The 19919-nt window shown below is 39.6% G+C and carries 17 protein-coding genes; 15 read left to right on the forward strand and 2 right to left on the reverse strand.

Annotated features, from left to right (window positions below; genetic code table 11):
• Window positions 1–90: 90 nt before the first annotated feature.
• The 12 genes from Q8M41_RS16025 to Q8M41_RS16080 all read left to right on the forward strand — a co-directional run bounded on the left by Q8M41_RS16025 (window position 91) and on the right by Q8M41_RS16080 (window position 14728).
• Window positions 91–1191, forward strand: coding sequence for an alpha/beta fold hydrolase (locus tag Q8M41_RS16025; RefSeq protein ID WP_305366303.1), 1101 nt, complete (start codon window positions 91–93; stop codon window positions 1189–1191).
• A gap of 49 nt (window positions 1192–1240) precedes the next feature.
• The gene (locus Q8M41_RS16030; protein WP_305366304.1) at window positions 1241–2326 is read left to right on the forward strand and encodes an alpha/beta hydrolase; all 1086 of its coding nucleotides are present in this window, start codon (window positions 1241–1243) and stop codon (window positions 2324–2326) included.
• Window positions 2327–2343: 17 nt separating this feature from the next.
• Window positions 2344–3342 (forward strand): amidohydrolase family protein, encoded by a 999-nt coding sequence (locus Q8M41_RS16035; RefSeq protein WP_305366305.1) that lies wholly within the window; start codon window positions 2344–2346, stop codon window positions 3340–3342.
• 44 nt (window positions 3343–3386) lie between these two features.
• On the forward strand, window positions 3387–4760 hold the full coding sequence (locus Q8M41_RS16040; protein ID WP_305366306.1) for a neutral/alkaline non-lysosomal ceramidase N-terminal domain-containing protein: 1374 nt from the start codon (window positions 3387–3389) through the stop codon (window positions 4758–4760).
• 181 nt (window positions 4761–4941) lie between these two features.
• The gene (locus tag Q8M41_RS16045; RefSeq protein ID WP_305366307.1) at window positions 4942–5613 is read left to right on the forward strand and encodes a DUF1080 domain-containing protein; all 672 of its coding nucleotides are present in this window, start codon (window positions 4942–4944) and stop codon (window positions 5611–5613) included.
• Window positions 5614–5638: 25 nt separating this feature from the next.
• On the forward strand, window positions 5639–7042 hold the full coding sequence (locus Q8M41_RS16050; RefSeq protein WP_305366308.1) for a putative oxidoreductase C-terminal domain-containing protein: 1404 nt from the start codon (window positions 5639–5641) through the stop codon (window positions 7040–7042).
• Between the two features lie 173 nt (window positions 7043–7215).
• A complete protein-coding gene (locus tag Q8M41_RS16055; RefSeq protein ID WP_305366309.1) occupies window positions 7216–8232 on the forward strand; it encodes an NAD(P)-dependent oxidoreductase in 1017 nt (338 codons plus the stop codon).
• Between the two features lie 32 nt (window positions 8233–8264).
• Window positions 8265–9338 carry a dihydrodipicolinate synthase family protein gene (locus Q8M41_RS16060; protein ID WP_305366310.1) on the forward strand — a complete coding sequence of 358 codons (1074 nt, stop codon included), beginning with the start codon at window positions 8265–8267 and terminating at the stop codon, window positions 9336–9338.
• 36 nt (window positions 9339–9374) lie between these two features.
• Window positions 9375–10748, forward strand: a complete 1374-nt coding sequence (locus tag Q8M41_RS16065) for an L-alanine-DL-glutamate epimerase (protein WP_305366311.1) — start codon at window positions 9375–9377, stop codon at window positions 10746–10748.
• Between the two features lie 27 nt (window positions 10749–10775).
• Window positions 10776–11927, forward strand: a complete 1152-nt coding sequence (locus Q8M41_RS16070; protein ID WP_305366312.1) for a plastocyanin/azurin family copper-binding protein — start codon at window positions 10776–10778, stop codon at window positions 11925–11927.
• On the forward strand, window positions 11924–13426 hold the full coding sequence (locus Q8M41_RS16075) for a hypothetical protein (protein WP_305366313.1): 1503 nt from the start codon (window positions 11924–11926) through the stop codon (window positions 13424–13426). The genes Q8M41_RS16070 and Q8M41_RS16075 overlap by 4 nt, the downstream gene beginning before the upstream one ends.
• Before the next feature lie 45 nt (window positions 13427–13471).
• Window positions 13472–14728, forward strand: coding sequence for a M14-type cytosolic carboxypeptidase (locus Q8M41_RS16080; protein WP_305366314.1), 1257 nt, complete (start codon window positions 13472–13474; stop codon window positions 14726–14728).
• Between the two features lie 237 nt (window positions 14729–14965).
• On the opposite strand, the gene Q8M41_RS16085 is transcribed toward Q8M41_RS16080, so the two are convergent.
• Entirely contained in the window at window positions 14966–15784 is an 819-nt protein-coding gene (locus tag Q8M41_RS16085; RefSeq protein WP_305366315.1) for an N-acetylmuramic acid 6-phosphate etherase, read from the reverse strand.
• Window positions 15785–16059: 275 nt separating this feature from the next.
• Between Q8M41_RS16085 and Q8M41_RS16090 the strand changes: the two genes are divergently transcribed.
• The 3 genes from Q8M41_RS16090 to Q8M41_RS16100 are packed head-to-tail and all read left to right on the forward strand — an operon-like array spanning window position 16060 to window position 18907.
• Window positions 16060–17013, forward strand: a complete 954-nt coding sequence (locus Q8M41_RS16090; RefSeq protein WP_305366316.1) for an amidohydrolase family protein — start codon at window positions 16060–16062, stop codon at window positions 17011–17013.
• The gene (locus tag Q8M41_RS16095; RefSeq protein WP_305366317.1) at window positions 17003–17809 is read left to right on the forward strand and encodes an amidohydrolase family protein; all 807 of its coding nucleotides are present in this window, start codon (window positions 17003–17005) and stop codon (window positions 17807–17809) included. Before Q8M41_RS16090 ends, Q8M41_RS16095 begins: the two co-directional genes overlap by 11 nt.
• Before the next feature lie 51 nt (window positions 17810–17860).
• Complete coding sequence (locus Q8M41_RS16100; RefSeq protein ID WP_305366318.1) at window positions 17861–18907, forward strand: hypothetical protein; 1047 nt, start codon at window positions 17861–17863, stop codon at window positions 18905–18907.
• Window positions 18908–18992: 85 nt separating this feature from the next.
• Here Q8M41_RS16100 and Q8M41_RS16105 read toward each other — a convergent pair whose 3' ends face one another.
• On the reverse strand, window positions 18993–19901 hold the full coding sequence (locus tag Q8M41_RS16105) for an isochorismatase family protein (protein WP_305366319.1): 909 nt from the start codon (window positions 19899–19901) through the stop codon (window positions 18993–18995).
• Between the last annotated feature and the right edge of the window lie 18 nt (window positions 19902–19919).

Consider the following 19919-nt stretch of genomic DNA (forward strand, 5'->3'; position numbering starts at 1 on the left):
TGATTTAAATCAGATAAAAGGATTAATCCGCATTTGTGGGTTAATCCTTTTATTTTTATAATACATCCCGAAAATTTAAAATCAGAGGATATGACTTTGATCTCAAAATTTCTTTTGATCCTGTTTTTAACTTTTAATTTTTGGCGAGCTCAGGCTTGGCAGGAATTAAATTTTGTAAAAGAAATAAGGGATCTGCCAGCTAAAAGTTCTGCTTCGCATGAAAAGATAAGACAGCAGATCTTGCGAAATATGGAAAAGGCGATGGGCAAGCTTCCTGATCGTTCAAATTTACCCGCTTTTGATATTCAGATCATTGACAGTGTAATGGAGAATAGATTTATCCGGTATACACTTAGTTTTGTCGTTGCCGAAAAGGAACGATTACCTGTTTATCTGTATGTGCCAAAACAAAGAGGTAGTATCCAAAGAATTCCGGCTATGCTTGTTTTGCATGGAACAAGTATACTAGGAAAAGGTGTTGTAGATGGTCAGGGGCCTCTCCCAAACCGGGCACACGCCCGTGAACTTGCAGAACGTGGCTATGTTGTTATTGCACCGGATTACCCGAGTTTTGGTGATTTGAAGGATCATAATTTTGATACCGACAGATATGAATCAGCCACGATGCAGGCCATATTTAATCATATGCGTTGTGTTGATCTTCTGCAAAGCAGGCCGGATGTAGATCCAGAAAATATCGGTGTCATCGGTCATTCACTAGGTGGACATAATGCCATGTTTGTTGCCGCATTTGATAACCGTTTAAAGGTAGCTGTTTCAAGCAGTGGCTGGACACAGTTTGAATACTATTATATTGGAGAAGAAGGTTCTAAGAAGTATGGTGGAAGACTTGGTCCCTGGGCTCAAACAAGGTATATGCCGCTCATACGCACAAAATATAAACTGGATGCTAAACTGATTCCCTTCAATTTTGATGATATTATAACAGCTATTGCTCCAAGGGTATTTTTCTCTGTATCACCTCTCAAGGATGCAAACTTTGATGTAAATGGGGTGAGAGAGGGTATTTCACTGGCTGAAAAAGTTTACAATAATTTGGGAGTAGTGAATATGCTTCAGGTGCGTTATCCGGATGCTGGTCACGATTTTCCGGTTGAAAATCGCAAAGAGGTTTATGGCTTTTTAGATAGAACGCTTGGACATACGCCATTATATGCCCCTGTAAAGTAATTAGTTTCTAATTTTTTGATTATATATTTATTAAAATTATTTCCATCCTATGATAAAATCGAAAAGCCGTCAAATTGCAGGTATCAGACCAATTTTTATCATTCTCTTTTTACTCTTTCCTGCCTTAACAATTGCTCAGGAAAACATTGTTCATGGAGATCATCAAAAGTATAGAAAGGAAATACTGCATAATATGCAGAAGGTAATGGGTAAATTACCCAAGCGGACAGCTTTTAAACGTTCTGATATCCAGGTAATTGACAGTATTAAGGAGGCGAGTTTCATTCGTTATAATATCCTTTTTACTGTCGAAAATAATGAGGTTCTTCCTTTATATCTGTATGTTCCGATACAAACAGGTACTCCAAAAAAATTGCCGGCTATGCTGGTTTTACATGAGACTGATCCATTGGGAAGAAAGGCTGTTGATGGACAGGGAAATAAAGCTAATCGCTCACATGCCAGAGAACTTGTTCAGCGGGGATACATTGTTATCGCTCCTGATTTCCCAAGCTTTGGTGATACTAAAGATTATAATTTCGATACTGATCGTTATAAATCAGGTACCATGAAAGGTATTTTTAACCACATGCGTTGTATTGATTTGCTTCAAAGCAGAGCTGATGTGGATTCCGATAATATTGGAGTGTTAGGGCATTCTCTTGGCGGACATAATTCCATATTCCTGGCTGCCATGGATGAGCGCATAAAAGTGTCTGTTAGCAGCTGCGGATGGACACAACTTGATTTTTACAATATTGGAGCCGAGGCTGAAAAGAAATATGGGGGAAGACTTGGCCCCTGGGCTCAAACCCGCTATATGCCATTATTGAGAACAAAGTATAATCTCGAAAATAAAAAGGTTCCTTTCGATTTCAATCTGATGATTTCAGCAATAGCCCCAAGGGCATTCTTTTCAGTTTCTCCAAGCAGGGACGCTAATTTTGATTATAAAGGAGTTCAGGCAGGAATTGCATTGGTAGAACCGATTTACCGCAATCTCAATTCATTAGATAAACTGCAGGTACGATATCCTGATGATGAACACGATTTTCCTCTCGAAAATCGTAAAGAAGCCTATGCTTTTATTGATAAAATACTGGGTCATACACCCAGATATACTGAATTTAAATAATATAATCAGCTTCCGGAATGCTTAAAAAAGAATACTCAAGACGTGAATTTATAATCAAAAATTCACTTGCTGGACTCGGTGCAGCCCTAACTATGGGATATGTTCCTTCCCTGATTGCAAATACTCTGGATCAGAATGCGGTTTTGGATCTTAGAAATGCTGCGGAGCCAATTATTGATATACACCAGCATACAGATTATAGTGGAAGATCAAATGATCTGCTGATACCTCATCAGCGTGCAATGGGAGTAACTAAAACAATTCTATTGCCTGCAGGTCGTCCGCTTAGTTATGGCTCGACCTATTATGGCTATAGCAATGGACTGCAGGCTAAAGCTACCGGTAATGAAGTATGCTATCAATTTGCAAAAGCTCATTCTGATGAATTTATTTTCGGGGCAAATGAAGTTCCGGATATGCCGGGTGCATTACAGGAAATTGAAAAATATCTGAAGCTTGGTGCTCCTGTTATCGGAGAGCTCAAATTCGGACTCGATTGTGATTCTCCGGCAATGCAAAGTATTTATGAACTGGCAACTTCTTATAATGTTCCTGTTCTGATGCACTGGCAGCACAATATGTATAATAGGGGTATTGAACGTTTCCATACCATGCTGAAGAAATATCCAAAAGTGAATTTTATAGGTCATGCGCAAACCTGGTGGGCAGATATCGATAAGAATCACATCGATCAGAATATTTTATATCCTAAGGGTAATGTCAGCAGGGGCGGACTTACAGATCGTCTGCTTACTGAATATCCAAATATGTTTGGTGATTTTTCAGCAGGTTCCGGATTAGGCTCTCTGACCAGAGATGAGGATCATGCCCGTGGATTTTTAGAACGTCATCAGGATAAATTGCTTTTTGGAAGTGATTGCTCTGATTCAGAGGGTACCGGAAAATCCTGCCTTGGGGCTAATATCATACTTGCTATCCGTAAATTAGCTCCCAATAAAGCTATCGAGCGAAAAATTCTTTACGGGAACGCCCAAAAACTATTCAAACTTTCATAAGCTTACGTTAATTCTTAATTACTAAATACCTTAAAACATTCAGAATGAAAATTTCAATCATTAATCTGCTTATAGTTATATTGACACTCATAAATCCGGTTCAGGCACAAAATACTGCTAGCCTTGAATGGAAAGCCGGTGTTGGCAAGGCAGATATTACCCCGAAGATGGCAATGCCTATGGCAGGTTTTGCTTCCCGTACCCACTCATCAGAAGGTACTTTGCATCCGCTGTGGGCAAAGGCTCTGGCTCTCGAAGATTCAAAAGGAAATAAGGCTGTAATGATCAGTTCTGATCTTTTGGGTTTTCCTAAAGATGTATCCGACAGGATCAGAGACCGGATAAAATCAAAATATGGATTAGATCGTGCTCAAATTTTACTTAACAGTTCCCATACCCATTCAGGACCTGTAATTGGGGATGCTCTGATGGATATTTATGTTCTTGATAATCAGCAGATTGAAAGTATTAAACAATACACCAAAATTTTGGAGGATCAGATTGTAAATATGGTTGGTGAGGCTCTGAAGAATATGGAACCTGCAGGGCTTTATGCTCAGAATGGGGTTACACGATTTCAGGTAAACCGCCGGAACAATGCAGCAAATTTACTTACTCAGCTTACTGAACTGCAAGGCCCTAATGATTATGCCGTACCGGTTATCAAAGTTATGAATGCAAAAGGGGATATCAAGGCAATTGCTTTTGGATATGCCTGTCATCCAACAGTTTTAAGTGGTTATGACTGGTCGGGTGATTATCCGGGATTTACCCAGATAGAGCTTGAAAAAGCTTATCCGGGAGCCACTGCGCTTTTTTTCCAAAGTGCAGGCGCTGATCAGAATCCTTTGCCAAGACATACTGTCCCTTTGGCTAAGCAATATGGAAAGGAACTGGCTGCAGCAGTGGAGCGGGTACTGGAAGAAGATATGAGAAAATTGCCTTCAGGTTTGATTACAAGTTATTCAGAATTGGACCTTCCGCTGGCAACTCCACCAACTGAGGCAGAATATACAAAATTCATAAGCTCTACTACTGTTCCTTACCAAAAGAGATGGGCCGAACGTATGAGGGGGAAGATCAGATCAGGAGAAAAATTAATAAGATCTTACCCATATCCTGTTCAGGTATGGTCCATTGGTGATCAGCCCATTGTGAGCCTCGGAGGTGAACTTCTCATTGAATATGCTATAAAAATTAAACAAATGCTGGGTGCTGATGCATTTGTATATGGATATTCAAACGATGTAATGGCCTATGTCCCTTCATCACTTGTGCTAAAGGAAGGCTCTTACGAAGGAGAATCTCACACTGTTTATGGTCTGCCTTCCAAATGGCAGGTAGGTATCGAAACAAGGATATTGAATGAGGTAATTAAATTGTCTGAGAAGAACGGTCTGATTAAAAATGGTAAGTAGGGATGGAATAGGGAATAGATAGTAGGGAATAGGAAATAGAAAAGGGTCAACAGGTAGCGGGTCATATAATTCAAAATCCTTGTTTTATTATTTCGAGGCACTATATTACTCTTGGTTAAGAATTCAGAATGAAATCTCCTATATTTACGTGTACGTAAACGGAAAATTTAATGAAAAAAAAATGCTGCTTTTAGCCTTCTTTTTTATCACTTACACTTCTATAGCTGATCCAGGGAAAGGATGGATCAGTCTCTTTGATGGGAAGAGTCTGTATGGCTGGCACCACTTTAACAATACCAAAGAAATTAAAAACTGGAAGATAGAAAAGGGCTCTCTGGTATGTTTGGGAGCAAAAGGCCCCAGTGGATCCGGAGATATTATCACCGATCGCTCATTCCGGAATTTTGAGCTAAGATGGGAGTGGAAAGTTGACAAAGGCAGCAATAGTGGTGTTTTCTATCATATTGTGGAGGATCCAAAATACAAAAGAGCAATAGAGACTTCCCCTGAATATCAGATTATTGATGATGTAAATTTCCCTGCTAAATTGGAAGATTCACAAAAGGCCGGCGCCGATTATGCAATGTATTCAGCAGGTAAAAATAAGATACTTAAACCGGTAGGGGAATGGAATACTTCCCGAATTATCTTTAATAAGGGGCGTGTGGAGCATTGGCTCAACGGTATCAGGATTGTTAAATTTAAAGCATGGACTAAGACCTGGAATAAGCTTAGATCTGAAGGTAAATGGAAAGAATATCCCGATTATGGATTATCTCCGGAAGGTAAGATAGGACTTCAGGATCATGGAAATAAGGCATACTTTAAGAATATTGAAATAAGGGAATTATAATAATTGAACATTAAAAAAAAGATCTATGAAGAACAAACAAACTTTCTCATTTGCCAGGAATTCGTTCCTGGTACTTGGAACAGCTATTTTGCTCACAGGTAGCAGTTGTGGCAATAAACAGGTTACGAGTGATCTGAAAGAGGAGAAAATTCGCATTATCACTCTTGACCCCGGTCATTTCCATGCAGCCTTATTGCAAAAATCGATGTATGAAGAAATTGATTCAGTCGTTCACGTCTATGCTCCTGACGGATCAGAATTAGATAATCACATGAAACTGGTGGATAGTTATAATTCAAGGGAGGAGAATCCAACATCATGGAAGCATGAAATTTACCGTGGTCCTGATTACCTCGAAAAAATGTTCAGTGATAAGGCGGGAAATGTGGTTATTATATCTGGTAACAATAAATTAAAGACGAATTATATCAGCCGGGCAATTGATTCAGGTATGAACGTACTTGCTGATAAGCCATTGGCAATTAATCAGGATGGATTCAGGTCCCTTGAAAATGCGTTTGCAAAAGCAAAGGAGAAAAACGTTGTTCTGTACGATATCATGACAGAACGCTATAATATTTATTATGTTCTTCAGCGTGCATTAAGTCAGGATACCGTATTTTTTGGCTCCCTGGAAAATGGGACTCCTGATAATCCGGCAGTGATGCAGGAAAGTGTTCATCATTTCTATAAGAATGTTTCCGGTAAGCCCCTGGTAAGACCGGCATGGTTCTTTGATGTGGAACAGGAGGGTCGCGGATTGGTGGATATAACTACACATATGGTAGATCTTATTCAGTGGGAATGTTTTCCTGATGTAGTTCTTGATTATAAGAAGGATATCAATATGCTTTCGGCAAAGGAATGGGCCACTCAACTCAACCTGGAACAGTTTCAGAAATCAACTAAAAAAGACCAGTTCCCTGATTACCTTCAGAAATACATCAAAAATGGAATATTGAATGTAATGTCAAACGGTGAAATGAATTATACAATTAAAGGTGTTCATGCCCGTGTTGGGATAAAATGGAATTATGAAGCACCTGAAGGATCGGGAGATACACATTTTTCAAAAATGAGGGGAACCAAAGCCAATATATTAATCAGACAGGGTAAGGAACAGAACTATAAGCCGGTAGTTTATCTTGAATTACTGAATTCAGGACCAAATTCTGAAAAGCAACTAATGGATGCAATAGGAAGGTTGCAAGCTTTATATCCAGGCCTTGCTGTGAAGAAAGCCGGCAAAGAATGGGAGTTAATCATACCTGAAAAGCTTAAAGTACCTCATGAAGAACATTTTGCTGAAGTTGTAAAAAATTACCTGACTTATTTAAAAGGAACAGAACTTCCAGCCTGGGAAGTACCCAATATGCTTGCTAAATATTACACAACTACAAAGGCAGCAGAAATGGCTTCAAAAAAGTAAATTAGGAATATTAACAGGGTTTAATTGAGCCGAAGAGCTTTATTGAGATAGAATATAGGTTACAAAAATAGTTTTGTATTTTTCAGCACTGGCTGGAGCTAAACTCTTTTTGCCTGACCATCACACTGGAATGATGATGGTGTTAATGAATTGTTTTATAATTAAGATTTAAAATGACTGATTTAGAAGTATTAGAACAAGAATTATTAAAGCCGACAGATGCTTTGATTAATGATATTGCAAAGATCGATGGGGACATAATTCTGTTGGGTGTAGGTGGAAAAATGGGGCCGAGTATGGCGAAATTAGCTCGCAGAGCTATAACTCAGGCGGGAATCAATAAAAAAGTTATTGGAATTTCGCGTTTCTCGGAAGCAGGTACACGTGAAGAACTTGAAGCTGATGGTATTGAAACGATATCTGCCGACCTGTTGAATGAAAAGGACCTTGCTGCTTTACCTGATGCACCCAATATAATCTATCTTGCCGGTACCAAGTTCGGAACAACAGGAAAAGAACCTTTTACATGGGCGATGAATTCTTATCTGCCGGGTCGTGTTGCTGAAAGATATAAAAACTCACGCATTGTAGCCTTTTCAACAGGAAATGTTTACCCTTTCACACCAATTGGCTCAGGTGGTCTTTCTGAGGATCATGTTCCGGCGCCAGTAGGTGAATATGGTCAGTCATGTTTAGGCAGAGAACGTATTTTTCAGTATTTCTCTGAAAGATACCAGATTCCAACCTTGATTTACCGTTTAAACTATGCTATTGACCTGCGTTACGGAGTTTTGCTCGAGATAGCAAAATCTGTAAATGAAGGAAGAGCGATTGATCTTACAACCGGCAGTGTGAATGTGATCTGGCAGGGTGATGCCAATGAGATTGCAATTCGTTCATTGCTGCATTGCGAAGTTCCGGCGAATATTCTGAATGTAACCGGGCCGGAGACATTATCAGTTAAATGGGTAGCAGAGCAGTTTGGACTTTTAATGGACAAAGAGCCATTGTTTGCTAATGATTCTCAACCAAATGCATTATTAAGTAACGCATCTAAAGCACACAAGCTATTTGGCTATCCAAGAGTAACAGTACGTGATATGATTGAAATGACCGTAGCATGGCTTCAGGGTGGGGGAAAAATGATTAATAAGCCTACTCATTTCCAGGAAAGAAAAGGTCAGTTTTAAATAGATTTTTTGAAGATAAATTGATTAAAAATATGTCAACCAAAACATTAGATCCGGTACTTAAAAGTTTATTGCAAAGCGGAACAGTTTTACCTGCAATTCCTCTGGCTTTAAACTCTTCCCGGCAGTTTGATGAGGCCCGTCAAAGAGGGCTTGCCAGATATTATGTTGCTACAGGGGCCGGTGGTCTTGCTGTTGCAGTGCATTCAACGCAGTTTGAGATCAGGGATCCGGAAATTAACTTATTTGAAACCGTTTTGAGGGTCGTCTCAGAAGAGATAGATAATTCAAATCCGGATAGACCATTTATTAAAATTGCCGGAATTTGCGGACCAACTGCTCAGGCAGTAAAGGAAGCTGAAACAGCATGTAAATATGGTTTTGATCTTGGACTGCTCAGTATGGGCGGACTTCAGACTTGGACTGAAAAAGCCATTCTACAGCGAGTACGTGATGTGGCGGCTGTTATGCCTGTTATTGGATTTTATCTTCAGCCTTCTGTTGGTGGCCGTATTTATACGTATGATTTCTGGCAGGAGTTTGCCGAAATCAAAAATATAGAGGCAATTAAAGTAGCCGCATTTAACCGTTACCAGACCCTCGATGTAGTCAGAGCCGTGTGTGCATCCTCAAGATGCAATGAAATCGATCTATACACTGGTAATGATGATAATATTATACCTGATATTTTGACCAAATACAGTTTCGCTATAAACGGTAAAAGGGTTGAGAAGGAGTTTGTTGGTGGCTTGCTTGGCCATTGGGCCGTATGGACAAGAGCCGCTGTTAAATTGCTTGAAGAAATAAAAGCCTGCAAAGCCAATGGCAATAAGGGTATTGCAGAATTACTGACGAAAGGAATTGAGGTGACGGATATGAATGCTGCAATCTTTGATCCCGCAAATAATTTCCACGGATGCATTCCGGGTATTCATGAGGTTTTGCGGAGACAGGGTTTATTGGAAGGTCGCTGGTGTCTGAATCCTAAAGAAGAATTATCAGATGGTCAGATGGAAGAGATTGATCGAGTATGTAAAGCTTACCCACATCTTATTGATGATCAGTTTGTTAAAGAACTTCTTCTGGCAGAATTTCTGTCTAAATAGCTTTTCAGGGATTAATTAATTTTTATAATTTTCAAGATGGACAGAAGAAGATTTGTTAAAAGTGCCGGCGCTTTGGCTGCCTTAAGTTCTATGAATCTCTCTGACCTTCTGGCTGCTGATCCTGCTACTTTAAAGCTGATTAATATTGTCCGGACCCAGTCGGATTTTGAACGCGAAAAGCTCATTCGTCCGTTCGGATTTAAGGGCGGGTATCTGACTGAATTATGGCAGGTTGCATCCAGAATGCAATCTGAATCGGATATTTCACGAATCGGAATTGCGACCCAAAGTGTACTTTATGGTGACGCAGATTTATTTTCGCGTCATTCAGAAACGGAGGGGAATGCGATGATGTACGATTTGGTCAACAAATCTCTTGAACATGTAAAAAACACTCCATTCAGAACACCTCCCGAATTATTGGATAAAATTCTGCCAGGGGTTATTCGGGACGGAAAAAAAATTACCCAAAAACAGGATCTGAACATCAATTTTGTCTATAATGCCCTTGTTGGTGTGGATAATGCTGCCTGGCTTACCTATGCCGCTGAAAATAAGTTCAGCACTTTTGAGGCGATGATCCCGGAGCAATATAAAAAGGCTTTATCGCACAGGAATAAAAAAATTGCCATCATGTACCAAATCCCATATGGCATGCCTATGGAGGATTTGAAAAATGCTGTAAAACAAGGATATTTTGTTTTTAAGATTAAGACAGGAGCGCCAGGTTCTCAATCGGAGATGATTCAGGCAGATATTGACAGATTAAGTCTGATTCATCAAACTCTTAAGGATTTTCGTACTGAACAGACCAAAAACGGGAAATTGATCTATACAATGGATGCCAATGCCCGGTATGAGAAGAAGGAAACCCTTTTAAAATATCTTGATCATGCGCGTAAGATTGGTGCTTTTGATCAGATTCTGCTAATTGAAGAGCCTTTGAATGAAAATAATGAAGAAAGTGTCGCAGATATTGATCTCAGGATCGGTGCAGACGAAAGCGTACATGATGAACAATCTGCAATAAGGCGTCTGGATCAGGGATATAAGGTCATGGTACTGAAAGGTATTGCAAAAACACTCAGTCTGTCGATAAAGATTGCCAAACTTGCCGCAGATAGAAATGTTCCGTGCATGTGTGCTGATCTGACAGTTAATCCCATCTTAATTGATTGGAATAAAAATCTAGCAGCCCATCTTGCTCCATTTCCTGTTATTAATATGGGCATGATGGAGACAAACGGGGATATGAACTACGTAAACTGGAAAAACATGGTTAATTATCATCCTGCCGCACATGCTCCCTGGATGATTCCCCAAAATGGGGTTTTTGAACTGAGTCCTGATTTTTATGAAAGGAGCGGGGGTATATTTGATCCCTCAGATCATTATCAATCCATGTTTTAAATTTATAACTCTGTAATTTTTGCATCGATGAAGCCTGTTAAAAAGATATTTTCCTTGATGCTGGCTCTTCTATCAATTGTACAACTGTATGCACAGAATAATACAGATACGGTCAGAACCATAAAAATTGATGTACTTGTTGGTCTTCAATTCGATCTGGTGAGGTTTAATGTGAGGCCGGGTGAAAAATTGAATCTGATTTTCAGTAACAGTGATGACATGAGTCATAATCTTCTCATCACAAAACCCGGAACAAGACTGGAAGTTGTAAATGAGGCCCTTAAATTAGGTCAAAAAGGTCCAGAAATGGACTATATTCCAAATTCCTTATCCGTTTTATGGTCAATCCCGGTTGTTAATCCCAATCAATTCAGAACACTAAGTTTTACAGCACCTAAGCAGGAGGGAGTTTATCCTTATGTGTGTACAATCCCGGGGCATGGCTTTATCATGTTTGGTGCAATGTATGTTAATGCAGATGGTCGAATGCCTGAATTAAAAGATGATCCTAATATCCCTCCAAATCGAAAAGCAGAGGATAATACTATGTTAAGTAATCAGCATAGTAATCATCCCTTAAATGGAGAACCTCAGCCGGTAAAAATCAAACCTTTACATCCTTACACCCCTGTATCGCCATATATTTACCGGGTTTTTATCTATGGGGCAAGTCCTGCAGCAATTGCAGTTAGTCTCCCTGGTGATTTATCCTATTGCTGGGATGCTGGTACCTGTAAGTTACGTTTTGCATGGAGCGGTGGCTTCCTGGATAATTCTGAATTATGGAAAGGTAAGGGCGATGTATCGGCGAAAGTTGTAGGAAATGTGTTTTTTAGGGATAAAACTCAATTTCCATTCTCATTTAGTGCCGATAACAAAGTGCCAAAATTAGATTACAAAGGATATAAACTCATTAACCGCTATCCTGAATTTCATTACACACTAAACGGAATTGATGTTTATGAACTGATTCTACCTAAAGCTGATGGCAAAGGTCTGAACAGGACCTTCAGGATCCCTAATGTTAAAAGCACTGTCTGGTTTAATACCGATCAATCTGATGGAGTTAAATATGAAGCTTTAAAAGGATCATGGGAAGGGAATAGATTGAAATTAACATCAAAAGAGGCCAGAAGATTCAGCATTATTATGAGTGTTAAGGAGGGGGGAATATTATGAAATATAAAGTGATTTCCATTTACATGACAGGAATGTTGCTTTTTACTTGCCTTGAATCCATTATTGCCCAGATAACAAATGATTCTTACAGGGTTGAAACCATCAAAATGCCTGATGGATTAACAAGTGAGACCGGTGCTGTTGAATTTTTGCCAGACGGCCGACTTGTTGCATCTTTTACCAGAGGTGAGGTAATGATCTACAATACCTTAACAAGGGAATGGAAATTATTCGCTGAAGGCCTCCATGATCCATTAGGGATTCTGGTAATCAGTAATTCTGAATTATTAATAATGCAACGTCCCGAATTGACAAGAGTAAAGGATACTGATGGTGATGGAACTGCTGATCTGTATGAAAAAGTTACGGATGATTTCGGGCTTTCGGGTAATTACCATGAATTCAATTACGGTCCGGTTAAGGATAAAGACGGTAATCTGTTCATCGCCCTGAATTCTTCTTCAGGCGGAGGAAACATCAGGTCAGAAGTTCGTGGTCAGATAAATCCCCTCGGCCGTGAGAGTGGCAGCAAAGGGCAGATGTTTTCGAATTTACCTTATCGTGGGTGGATGATGAAGTTAGGCAAGGATGGTAAATTGCAACCTTTTGCCTCTGGTTTCCGTTCTCCAAATGGAATAGGATTCGATCTTGAAGGTAATTTGTTTGCTACCGATAATCAGGGCGATTGGGTTGGTACCAGTCCCTTGCATCATGTACAGGAAGGGAAGTTCTATGGTCACCCCGGAAGTCTGGTTTGGCAAAAGGGATGGAATAGAGGTAATCCATTTTTGTTACCAATACCGGTTTTGGATAGTATGCGAACCAGAGGAGCCGTCTTATTTCCGCATGGTATTATTGCAAACTCACCAACCCAGCCTGTCTGCGATAACACTGCAGGTAAATTTGGCCCTTTCTCGGGACAGTTGATCATCGGTGAGATGAATAAGGAAAGGATTGTTAGGGTAATGCTTGAGCGTGTTGGTGGTGAGTTACAGGGTGCATGTATTCCCTTTCTTGAAGGAAATGGTCTGCGAAAGGGGAATAACAGATTGGTATTTGCTCCGGATGGCAGTTTATGGATTGGTCAAAATTCTCACGGATGGCTCGGTGATCAGGGTATACAGCGGATCATTTTTACTGGCAAAACGCCTGCAGATATCTATAGTATGAATCTGACTGAAAAGGGCTTTGATCTGACCTTTACAGAGCCCCTGGAGGTATCGGCGGCTACAAATTCTGAAAATTTTAAATTCAGACACTACTATTATAAGTACCAAAGTAAATATGGTTCTGATCAGTTTGATATTCAAAATGTTCCTGTTACCGATATCAAAATTTCTAATGACCGTAAGAAAGTATCACTGACTCTGGCAACCCTAAAGTCCGGTTACGTTTATGAATTAAATTTGGGAGACATTAAAACTTCAACAGGTAATTCGCTGAATAATAAACTGATATGTTATACCCTGAATAAATTGAAATCTTCCTCTATTAATTAAGAAATAGGCTGTAAATGTGCCTGAGAATACTAATTGAATTTTAAGATGAGAAAAAAAATCACTGCTTTTTTATTGTTCGGAGTATCCCTGTTTATCTCTGCACCAAATAGTTCAGCTGCTGAATTTACTCTGATTAATATACATGGCAATTCCCATTCTCAGTCTTCGGACACACTGAAAAGCAGTTTAAAATATATCAGTACAAATTTTGAAAACGCTTCACAACTTGAATGGGAAGTAGACTCTTTGGGTATTGTTAATGTGAGTCTTATTTATGACCATGAACGCGCATCCCCGAATCGTGCCAATGGGCACTGGCATTTTAAACTTGAGGCGGATTCCGGCTCTGAAGTAACTGTAATCCTGAAAAATTTTGAGAATGTTTGGAATGGTATGAAAGGTGTTCCTGTATCTGAAAAAACGAATTGTCTGATTTCAAAAGATGGTAAAAACTGGACTGTTATTCCGGCTGACTTTATATCAGGAAATCGATTAAAGTTCAAAGTCTGGATGAATAGTGATCAAATCTATGTGGCCAGTGTTGAGCCATATAGAATCAGTGATCTTGATAAACTATTAATTGAAATCAAGGGGAAGCCACAGGTCGAAATTATGAAGGTGGGTAATACAGCTGAAGGGCGTCCTCTTGAAATAATCAGAATTGGAAACCCGGATGCCCCATTTAGTGTATTTCTTAGGGCAAGGGCTCATTCCTGGGAACCCGGCGGGAACTGGGTAGTTCAGGGTTTGATCCGCACTCTGCTCGAAAAGGATGCTGCACTTTTTTTGAAACGTTATTCTGTGTATATCATGCCAATGACCAATAAAGATGGAGTAGCACGGGGCAGAACCCGTTTCAATACCAATGGTAAGGACCTTAACAGGGAGTGGGATCGTCCGGCAGACGGGATTATAACTCCTGAGAAATATGCTTTTGAGAGCTGGCTGGAAATGATGATCATTAAAGGTAAGAAGCCCCAATTGGCAATTGATCTGCATAATGATCAGGGGGGGAATATTCATGTTAACCTTCCTTCTGCAGCGAATAGCCAGTATGTATCAAATATGAAAAGAATTGAAAATCTATTATACAAACATACCTGGTTTACTGAAGGGCCATCTCATGTAAAAAATCCGGGCTCATTTGGTGAGGGACTTGCTAAACGGTATGGAATTGATGCTTTTGTATATGAACTGAACTATGAATGGATAGCCGGTCTGAATAAAGCACCCATGGGTAAGGATTGGGAACTCCTTGGAAAACAGCTTGCTGAGGTGTTTTATCTTTACTTCGATAAGTGAGGTATTGGCTGTTTCCGACTTGTGAAATCACATTGGCGAGCGGAAAGTCGATTTCGAGTCACTCCTGGAAATTATAAATTTGGGTTAGTCTTCAATCCGGATCAGCGACTGACGAATTTAACTTGCATGATGTCTAAGTAAATTCGTAAGTCTTCGTTTTACTGACTCGCGAAATCACCTGTGCATTAGTAGTCAGGTATCAGGTATGAGTAATTAGCTGTACCTGATACCACATACCTAAAACCTCTTACCTCTAAAATGATCTAATGCTAGTTTTACACTGCCATGTTCAATAAGCAATTGTTTAGCTTCATGGTAAACTGTAATTCCAGTATTGCTCATAAGCATTTTTACGGCTCTGTCCACAATTTTATCATTGATTAACTTAACATTAACCATTTGATTGTCCAGCACCCGACCAAGTTTAACCATGGTGCTGGTACTTATCATATCAAAGATCATTTTTTGAGCTGTTCCGCATTTCATTCGGGTACTTCCGGTAACAAATTCAGGACCGGTGATTACTTCCACTGGAATATCAGACTCTGCTGCGATTATAGATCCGGGATTACTGACAATGCAGGCAGTGGTGATTCCCTGTTTTCTACATTCCTTTAATCCGGACAATACGAATGGGGTAGTACCACTGGCCGAAATACCAATGACAATATCTTTTGCTGATACTTTTTTTTCATGAAGCATCAACCAGGCAGCATTCACGTCATCTTCTTTTTCTTCCAGAGCTTCTATCAGATGCTCTTTACCTCCTGCAAGAATTACATTAAAAAGATCGGGAGAAACCCCAAAGGTAGTTGGCAGTTCAATCACGTCAAGAACGGATAGGCGCCCGCCGCTACCTGCACCAACATAAAACAATCTTCCACCATGTTCAATCTTAGATACAATTGTTTTAATCAGGGTATTAAGTTCGGGCAAAGCCTTTTCAATAGCCAATGCAACAGTTTTATCTTCTTTATTCAGGTTTGATGTAAGTTCTTCAACAGACATCTTCTCCAAATGCCTGTAATTTGATGATTCTTCAGTAATTCTTGTCATATTTATTTTAAGGATGTTCCAATATCCCTTTTATGATTTTGTTGCTGGTTTATAATGTCAATAATACGAATATTTCAGTCAACATCATTTGTCCTTAAAATAGCATCATTTATCATACATTTTTGCCAAAAACCTATCATTTATTCATTTTATATAGAGCTGATGGGATACTATTTAATTGAATTTAATTTATGCAAAATGAAAGTTTACCCGTGTACGTAACCGTATAAAATATTAACTTGGATTATTGAATTTAATTCCCGTAAAAATCATTTATGTCAGACTATATCAACCGCAGAAAATTTGTTAGCAGAACAGCATTATCTGCTGCCGGGCTTCTCGTATCTGAGAAGATTATGGGCATATCCCGGTCTGGTAGCTCAGAGGATACCATGAGTTTTGAAACTCCGGTCTCATCTTACAATCTGATGAAAGATGTGATGAAATACCGAAAACTGGACTCACATGTACATGCCCACCTATTTGATGGGGGACCAGAAGGAAATGTTTCCTTTGCCGACCGTTTGGGAATAGATAAGATGTATATTTCCCTACCGGCTTACAGCGGAGAAGGAACGCCCAAAGAATTCAGGTCTTACAATGATTTAATGCTTAAGTGTATGAAACAATATCCCGATCGTTTAGTCGGACAGTTTACCCTGAATGCCATTTTTAAAAAAGAGTCATTGGAAGAAATAAAACGCTGTGTGGATCTGGGTATGGTGGGGTTAAAAGTATATACCCAGTTAAAAATCAATGATCCATTGTTTTATCCAATCATAGAAAAGATGATTGACCTAAAGATGATCATTCATATGCATGCTTATGCTCAACTTGGCCTGGGTGGTTACAGGATGAAGTATAATATCGGCATCAGACCACAAACATCGATACCGGAAGATTTTGTAGAAATAGCTCAGAAGTATCCTGAAGCAATGTTTCAGTATGCACATATTGGGGGAGGGGGCGACTGGGAATATGCCTGTAAAATGTTTGCAAAATATCCCAATATCTACGTGGATACATCAGGGAGTAATAATGCAGAGAACATGATTGATTTTGCGGTGAAATGCCTGGGAGAAGACCGCCTTTTCTTTGGATCTGATAATTGCTATTACCAGAGCGTTGGAAAGATCCTGGCTTCAAATCTCACTGAAAACCAGAAGAAAAAGGTCTTTTTTGATAATTACAATACTATTTTAAAAAAATCAGGAAGAAATGTTGATTGATATTAATGCATACGTTGGTCACTGGCCATTTATGCAGCTAAAGCATAATACTTGTGATGCCCTACACGAACGAATGAATAAATTTGGTGTGGATATTTCGGTAATCAGTAATCTAAATGGGATTTTTTATAAAAATACCCAGTCGGCAAACGAAGAATTATTCGAAGGGATCAAATCAAAAGCCAAGTTCCGCGATCGTTTTATTCCTTTTGCTGTCATCAACCCGATTTATGCGGGCTGGCGTAATGACCTGGAGGTTTGTATTAACAAATATGGGTTTAAAGGTGTTAGAATCTATCCTAAATATCATGATTTCGAAATCCTGGACCCGCCATGTATTGAACTTGTAAAACGGGTTCGTGATTATGGTTTACCAGTTGCTTTTAATTTCAGGATGGTCGACAGCCGGCAGCGTTCCTGGATTGATACGGCTTACGTTGAGGATAATGTGATCAGAGAATGGAATCTCAAGAATATTCTGCCGATAATAAAAGCTGTTCCCGATGCAAAATATATGATTCTGAACTTTGCCAACGCAGCAACATTGAATGTTGAGGAAATGGCGCTGATTCAGAATACTGATTTGTTATTTGATACTTCGGGCAGGACGATAACAAATATGTCTGACTTTTTGAAAAACTATGGATCCGATAAGTTTGCATTTGGGACTCATTCACCCATTCTGGATTATCTGACCGGATTACTGCGAATAGAATCATTAAGTCCGGGAGAAGCTGATGAAACAATTAAGGAAATGCTAAGGTCTGGGAATGCTAAAAAAACACTATCTATTTAATTGTTTATCAATAAATTATACTTATTTAATTAAATTAATTATTTATATAAAATGATTTTTAAAGATCAAAATATTGTGAGAGTTATCAGTGTTTTAATATTCTTATTCTCTGTTCAGATGACTCCGATTGTGCAGGCACAAGAAAGGATTGGGGACTGGGTTATGGAAACTCCAAATGCCGCATGGCAGGCCAGGGATTCGCAGGGAGAGCTGGTATACAAAAACCAGCTCTGGATATTTGGAGGCTGGTTTAATTCACAGGAAGCACCACCACGTGATGTCTGGAGCTCCTCGGATGGTAAAAGCTGGAAACTGCAGACTAATTCAGCCCCATGGATACACAGCGACCTGTCGATGTCCATTAGCTTCAAAAATAAAATGTTTATGATGGGGGGCTGGTATAATGGACGTCTTAAGGGCCATTCTGCAAGTAATAAGGTATGGACCTCCAAAAATGGAAGGGACTGGAAGCTTGAAACCAATCAGGCGGCATGGTCACCGAGAATTGCCTCTGCTGTAGTAGAATTTAAGGGAAAACTATGGTTGCTTGGAGGTACTGAGAACTACTATTTTGGAGACAAAACCAGTCTTAAGAATGATGTCTGGTATTCTTCAAATGGCCGGGACTGGAAATTAGCTACTGCAGATGCAGGCTGGTCGCCCAGGGCATATCACCAGACTGCCGTTTTGAACGGAAAAATTTACGTCTTTGGGGGAGGAAATTATGCTCCTGAGTATCAGGCCAAAAATGATGTCTGGAGCTCTGAAGATGGTATTCACTGGACGAAACTTAGCAGTGCTGCACCCTGGCATGAGCGTTTATGGTTTTCGTCTGTAGTCTATCGCGACCGGATATGGGTAATGGCCGGATGGTCAAATAATCCATATAAAAATCATTCAGATGTTTGGAGCAGCAAGGATGGAATTACCTGGGAAGAGTTTAAATCAGAAAATATATGGAAAGGCCGGCATGAGCAATCAGCCTTTGTTTTTCAGGATAAAATATGGATAGCAGGGGGTATGACACCTCCATTGGTTAATGATGTTTGGTCATTGAAACTTCCGGAGGGAAGGAAGCTAAAAGCTAAAAGCAACTAACTGATCATAGAGTACTATGATTATCTGATTTTCAATGAACTAAATTACTGACAATAGGTAATAGATAACTGGCAACTGAAATGAATCAGGCTTTTCTGGAAAATCCACTGATTATTTCATTTGAAGTCACTGTGTACTGACCATACATTTCGAAAAAGAGCAAGGCTCCATTGGTTTGCAGCAAACCAGCCTGAGTCTCTCTGGATTCCATTCCAGTTGTGCAATCACGGATTACACTCACCTGATATCCCCGATAATTCATTTGTAATGCACCGTAATCTCTGGTAATCAGACAGGCATTTGTGTTAAATCCGGCAAAGAACAGGAACAGTATACCTTTTTGTTTACAATAACGATGTAATTCTTCACCATATGCAATAACTGCCTCATTATTCTGGGGAACAACCTTGGGGTGAAAGGTCAGCGGCGTGAGGGCATTACGTTCAGCTTCTTTTGGTGTAAAAGGACGTCTGTAAGCATTATATGGACCACTTAAATTACGGAATTCTTTTGGTGGCCAGCTATCAGGAACTGGTTTTAGTTCAGCCTCTGCCATCAGTTTAACCCAGTTAGGATGTGTTTTTGCGACTGGGGGTGAAGGACAATGAATTACTTCCATTCCGTATTCTCTGCAACTCTTTAGCAATGGAACATATTTCTCATTAATAATTTTTTCTGCCCTTTCTTCTGGTTCCTTGAGATAATGCCGCTGCCATACATCAAGTAAAACAAGTGCACATTGAGAAACCGGAATATTCCAGTTAAGATTTGCCTGTTTGGTATTAAGTTCTAGCCATTCTTCACCTTCATCCACAATCCAGTTATGAAATCTGGGTTTAACATGAAGCTTTTCATCACTGATTGAATGTTCAGATGTATTCAGACTTTGTTCTGCAATTGCAGGAATCGTTGTTCCAATTCCTAATGCGGTTCCCAGTCCTCCCAATGAGCTTTTTTTAATAAAATCGCGTCTTGATGTATCTTTTGCAGCCATAATTATCAATGATAAAAT

Origin of the sequence: Daejeonella sp. (genome assembly GCF_030684675.1) — a bacterium.
In the GTDB taxonomy this organism is placed as follows: domain Bacteria; phylum Bacteroidota; class Bacteroidia; order Sphingobacteriales; family Sphingobacteriaceae; genus Daejeonella.

What these genes read in the sequence shown, in the direction of transcription:
- Q8M41_RS16025 (WP_305366303.1), top strand. Translation starts at nt 91, where the DNA reads ATGACTTTGATCTCAAAATTTCTTTTGATCCTGTTTTTAACTTTTAAT.
- Q8M41_RS16030 (WP_305366304.1), top strand. Translation starts at nt 1,241, where the DNA reads ATGATAAAATCGAAAAGCCGTCAAATTGCAGGTATCAGACCAATTTTT.
- Q8M41_RS16035 (WP_305366305.1), top strand. Translation starts at nt 2,344, where the DNA reads ATGCTTAAAAAAGAATACTCAAGACGTGAATTTATAATCAAAAATTCA.
- Q8M41_RS16040 (WP_305366306.1), top strand. Translation starts at nt 3,387, where the DNA reads ATGAAAATTTCAATCATTAATCTGCTTATAGTTATATTGACACTCATA.
- Q8M41_RS16045 (WP_305366307.1), top strand. Translation starts at nt 4,942, where the DNA reads ATGCTGCTTTTAGCCTTCTTTTTTATCACTTACACTTCTATAGCTGAT.
- Q8M41_RS16050 (WP_305366308.1), top strand. Translation starts at nt 5,639, where the DNA reads ATGAAGAACAAACAAACTTTCTCATTTGCCAGGAATTCGTTCCTGGTA.
- Q8M41_RS16055 (WP_305366309.1), top strand. Translation starts at nt 7,216, where the DNA reads ATGACTGATTTAGAAGTATTAGAACAAGAATTATTAAAGCCGACAGAT.
- Q8M41_RS16060 (WP_305366310.1), top strand. Translation starts at nt 8,265, where the DNA reads ATGTCAACCAAAACATTAGATCCGGTACTTAAAAGTTTATTGCAAAGC.
- Q8M41_RS16065 (WP_305366311.1), top strand. Translation starts at nt 9,375, where the DNA reads ATGGACAGAAGAAGATTTGTTAAAAGTGCCGGCGCTTTGGCTGCCTTA.
- Q8M41_RS16070 (WP_305366312.1), top strand. Translation starts at nt 10,776, where the DNA reads ATGAAGCCTGTTAAAAAGATATTTTCCTTGATGCTGGCTCTTCTATCA.
- Q8M41_RS16075 (WP_305366313.1), top strand. Translation starts at nt 11,924, where the DNA reads ATGAAATATAAAGTGATTTCCATTTACATGACAGGAATGTTGCTTTTT.
- Q8M41_RS16080 (WP_305366314.1), top strand. Translation starts at nt 13,472, where the DNA reads ATGAGAAAAAAAATCACTGCTTTTTTATTGTTCGGAGTATCCCTGTTT.
- Q8M41_RS16085 (WP_305366315.1), bottom strand. Translation starts at nt 15,784, where the DNA reads ATGACAAGAATTACTGAAGAATCATCAAATTACAGGCATTTGGAGAAG.
- Q8M41_RS16090 (WP_305366316.1), top strand. Translation starts at nt 16,060, where the DNA reads ATGTCAGACTATATCAACCGCAGAAAATTTGTTAGCAGAACAGCATTA.
- Q8M41_RS16095 (WP_305366317.1), top strand. Translation starts at nt 17,003, where the DNA reads ATGTTGATTGATATTAATGCATACGTTGGTCACTGGCCATTTATGCAG.
- Q8M41_RS16100 (WP_305366318.1), top strand. Translation starts at nt 17,861, where the DNA reads ATGATTTTTAAAGATCAAAATATTGTGAGAGTTATCAGTGTTTTAATA.
- Q8M41_RS16105 (WP_305366319.1), bottom strand. Translation starts at nt 19,901, where the DNA reads ATGGCTGCAAAAGATACATCAAGACGCGATTTTATTAAAAAAAGCTCA.